4 protein-coding genes and 1 pseudogene are annotated in these 4564 nt (G+C 38.1%); 1 reads left to right on the forward strand and 4 read right to left on the reverse strand.

Annotated elements, in window-relative coordinates:
- Window positions 1–689: pseudogene (locus tag ACLN19_RS08885) on the reverse strand (hypothetical protein); the annotation flags it as partial.
- Between the two features lie 446 nt (window positions 690–1135).
- Here ACLN19_RS08885 and ACLN19_RS08890 point away from each other — a divergent pair.
- Window positions 1136–1486 carry a potassium channel family protein gene (locus ACLN19_RS08890; RefSeq protein ID WP_413385466.1) on the forward strand — a complete coding sequence of 117 codons (351 nt, stop codon included), beginning with the start codon at window positions 1136–1138 and terminating at the stop codon, window positions 1484–1486.
- On the opposite strand, the gene ACLN19_RS08895 is transcribed toward ACLN19_RS08890, so the two are convergent.
- The 3 genes from ACLN19_RS08895 to ACLN19_RS08905 are packed head-to-tail and all read right to left on the reverse strand — an operon-like array spanning window position 1483 to window position 3880.
- Entirely contained in the window at window positions 1483–2697 is a 1215-nt protein-coding gene (locus ACLN19_RS08895) for a chloride channel protein (RefSeq protein ID WP_413385460.1), read from the reverse strand. The genes ACLN19_RS08890 and ACLN19_RS08895 overlap by 4 nt on opposite strands.
- 39 nt (window positions 2698–2736) lie before the next feature.
- Window positions 2737–3249: an HdeD family acid-resistance protein gene (locus tag ACLN19_RS08900; RefSeq protein ID WP_413385462.1), complete on the reverse strand. Its 513-nt coding sequence runs from the start codon at window positions 3247–3249 to the stop codon at window positions 2737–2739.
- A gap of 16 nt (window positions 3250–3265) precedes the next feature.
- Window positions 3266–3880, reverse strand: coding sequence for a TetR/AcrR family transcriptional regulator (locus ACLN19_RS08905; RefSeq protein ID WP_413385464.1), 615 nt, complete (start codon window positions 3878–3880; stop codon window positions 3266–3268).
- Between the last annotated feature and the right edge of the window lie 684 nt (window positions 3881–4564).

Raw genomic sequence — 4564 nt, forward strand, 5'->3', positions numbered from 1 at the left:
ATTTGACGAGGGACCAACTCATCTCCCTGATACAATAGCTCTATCTTATAATCCACAAGATAACCCTTATAGTGGCCACCAACCTTACTATCATAATAATATGAGGCTTGGCTATAATATGAGGCTTGGCTGAGCCAGTCATCTAGTGCTCTTTCATAATCGTTTAGTGTCACTAGACCTGTACGACTATCTGATGGCAGACCGCTGTTTGCATATGATGTGATTAGCCCATAATTCCTAGCTGTATTATCATCAGTCGTCCAAAGAATACTCAATAAATATCTTGGTTCCCAAGCTTCTTGCATGTAGCCTTGGTTCCATTCTTTAGGAATCAGATAAAGCTCATCATTTCCTTGAAAACCAGGTAAATAATCTGTCATATAACCCGTATGACCATTGATAGGTGTCTCTGGATTTTTATAAGCCTTATCAGGCTTAGCATCTATAAAGTCATGGAACTGAATATGAGCCCATGTCGGACGACCTAGCTTATCGAGCTTTCCAAGCGAAAAGTAAGGTTTTTTCTTAAAAGGTAATAAACCCATATCTTTGTAGTCTTGCTTGGTTAGAGCATTGGCTGTCAATGAGACACCCAGTAAGACAGCCGTTAGACCGAGCAAAAACATCTTAATCGCTTGCTTAGCATAGGTTACTCGTTTGTTGACCTTCAACTCTGATCTTATCATCATTTCATCTCCTTTGATTCCGATACTCTTATCATCAGCCTTATGCCGTATATTCTGTAAACAGCTATTCATCCTGATAATGCCATGAATGTGCTACCAATATTGCCTCAAACTGATCATATCAACATATGTTATCTATGTCTTGTCAATACCATTTTGACCCTCGCTACTAGCTTAAAAACATCATCTATCTGATTATAGTTTATCATGTTTACCTTTACTTTTAAATGCTTTACCACTCTTAATTTAACATTCAACTGCTTTGAAACTAAAGGCAAACATGTAGCATTCAGCTCATCATCACGATTAACACCGATACTATAAAGATACTCATTTACTGACTAACATGCTATAATAGTCCTATTGAGTATCCCTCACTAACCAATGCTCTTAAATGAACTTCAGAAACTGAAAGGTACAACTACTTTATGACTCATAACAATAAACGCATGTATCGTTTGCGCATCATCTGGCACATTCTGAAGGTGACGGGGTTTGCGGCCTTCCTCACTTCTTTTTTCAGTTTTATTTTCCTAGCAGCTGGTCTGCTGCTCTGGTTGGAGCCGGATTTTACTAGCTATGGTGATGGTTTATGGTATAGTTTTGTGACCGCAACAACTGTTGGATACGGAGATATGCTGGTCACAACTACTTTTGGACGCATTATCAGTATCATTTTAGCCATTTATGGCATACTGTTTTTAGGAAGTCTATCAGGATTAGTAGTCAGCTACTATACCGAAGTCAGCAAACACTATTCTCATGCCGTTGAAACGGACAAGCAAAAAACTGGTTCTTAAGCACCAGTTTTTTCACGTTTTTGAAACACTAACCTACATTTTCGCACAAATAGGGTTAATCCAATCGTCAGCAAGGAAACAGGTAAAAGCTGAATGGGAAAGAACAGGCTAATAAAAACACCTGCCAGCCACTCCTTTTCAAGAAGAGCAATTGCCATGGACAAACTGACGACCAAGACAACAAACAAGCTATCTACCTGTGGAAAGACTTGAGCTACTGCAAATCCCTGTAAAAAGGCTGCAAAGGTGATGGGAAAAATATCCCCACCTGTCCAACCAGACCACAAGCTTATTTCCAAGAATAACAATTTAGCAAATGACAAAACTATTAATGTCAAAACAGGTGTTTTCAACCCAAGCTCCACAACTGAGTGCAGACTATGTTGCCCTGAAAATAGCAAGGTTGGTGCTACCATTGTCACCAAAAAGATGACAAGACCTCCTAGACTAATCTTAGCCCATAAGGAAAGGTTTAACGTGTCTAAACCTCTATGAATAACGCCTTTTATCCAAGCATAGCTCTTGCCAACTATAACTCCATACACACACAGCGGTAAAAAGAAGAGGCTGTCCATTAACGACCAGCTGGTTTCACCCAACTTCGTCACAAATGAGGGTTGGTCTGTCAATCGCATCATGAGCCAAAAAACCAGTAAACCATTAGCAATCAAGAGGTTGCGTAATGTGTGTCCTGTTTGTTTTTGACTAACGGGATAGGGTAGTAGATAGCGAGTTGGATGAAACAACGTTGTCAGCTGATTGCCAAAGCTATTTCTACCAAAACTTTCCCAGTTAGCTCCCAAATAACGCAACTTGTCTGCTTGCCAAATAGAATAAGCAATGACCACTCCCAGTAGGGGCGCTTCTGGACCAACGCCCGCTCCTGAAAGCAAAATAACGAGAGCCAAGGCAAGGTTTTGCCAAGTATTCTGATAAGAAACGGTTTTCTTTTCAGCCAGTTCATGCAACAACTCATGGCTGGTCTTTGGAAGATTACCCCACTTATTTTTTAAAACAATGACCAACCCCGTCAAAAAAGCCAAGATAAGTAAGGCATAGACAGACCCTAGATGAAATTGATGTGGCAGACTCTCCCATAAGAAATGACTCCCCAACTTTTCAGCTATGATAAAACCATAAGAGACTAAACCAATCAAACCACTATAAACGAAACCCATTAGAGTCAAATAACATTCTTTTTTTCTCAACATACTCTCCCTTACAAGAAAGAGGCTATAAAGCCTCTTTTTTTATGTCATTTTGAAGAATTGAACAACTGCCACAATGCCTTGGTAAACAAAGACAAAGGCAATGGTGTAGCTGATAAATAAACCTGTCATCAATGGGTGACCCATCATCATCAAACCTACAATAATTCCAAAAATGCCCAACCATACAAGTGGTGTTCCAACAGACTTATCCGTCTGACGAACTTTGAAACCAACAATAGTCTTTGTAATACCATTTGTCAAGGCCCAGAACGAAATAATAAATGGTACAAATGTCACCATTTCAATAAAACTACCCGAGAACAAGGCAATAGCTAAAATGAGGGTAACGCTCCCTCCAAACAAATTCCAGCCATACTTTTCTTCTGCTTTGAAATACTGCACAATCTCAGAGATGCCTTGTACTGCAAAGACAAGTGCAAAGATGATCGTCATTGAAGCCAAACTAATAGCCGGATTAGCCGCCATATTAAAACCAACAAGTACTGAAAATATCCCAGCTATCAGTAACAACCATTTCCCATTTTTCGACATTATTTTCTCCTTATCCTTATTTAGAAGGTTTCTCCTCTAGTATGCCATAAATCATCATATCCAAAACTTGTGACAGCTGATGTTCATATCCTGAAACCAACTCTGTCAAGCTGCTGTCTGATGAAACCGTTAGATAATAAGAGCGAAACATTTCTTGGATCAATCTCAGATAACTCATCGCTCGCTTTTCATCAATAGGCTCTTTCAGCTTGGATTCTGATAATAGTTTCTGACAAACTTGTTCATTCAAGTCTAAAAAGATTGCTTTTTGTGGCGCTATATCTGCTTCTAATCCTTTAGGAGTCGCAATTATTGCCTCAAAGAAGACATGACTATGTTCTGGATATTGCTGATAAAATCGGTGACGTCTTTCCATATAATCAGCTAAGGAGGGTATTTCTCCTTCCTCCCCCAAAAACATTGCCAAAGCTTTCTCAAAACTCTCCTGTACACAAGTCAGGTAGAGATCTGTTTTCCCTGAGAAATTATGATACAAGACACCCTTAGAAATGCCATCAACCTTACACAGATCATTGATAACAAAATCTGCATAACCTTTTTGAGCAAATTGGCTCAAAGCTGCTGATATAATTTTTTCACGACGTAGTCTTGTTTTTTCTTCTTTTCTCACATGTTCACCTCTACAATTCTTAATTATAGACCAGTTGGTATATAATGTCAATCGCATTTCCAAAAAAACTAACAAAATATAACTTTGATAGGAAACAAGCTCCAAATCTTTTTGAAAATCATCACAATAGCCTTATGCTATTGTGATTTTTCTTCTATACCAAACATCTGAACATACCTCAATAACTCATTCACCTCCTTTTTTGCATGGCTAATACCACTCCCAATAGTGTCTATCTTCAGTCTTGTCATTGAACTCCTATACCTAAAAGTCATATGTATTTCAATAGGGATGCGACTAGAGTCACCTAGGAAATAAAGTGGTTAAACTGGAAAGATAACCAATCAGAAAATAACACCATCTCATGTTACAAGAAGAAACCTTATTTAATTTCTAAGTCTAGTTGTTAAAGAGCGCTTTAATTTCAGTAATTTCCAGCCTGTATATCCAAGTAAACTAATATATATAACTGCTAGAATCACATAAAAATTAAATATTAGATTTACCGATCCTGATGATACAGTTATCTTCCGAGAAAGATTCGGAACAATAATCGATAAGAATATAACTACAATAGGAAGAAGTCTTTTTTGAAAAATCTGTTGAACCATCTCCAGTTTTGAGGCATCATCAGAAAAAATATCCAATTCATCATCTTTTACTTGCTCTCTCTCTCAAGGGTTC

Source organism: Streptococcus lishijunsis, from assembly GCF_047290665.1.
Lineage (GTDB): Bacteria > Bacillota > Bacilli > Lactobacillales > Streptococcaceae > Streptococcus.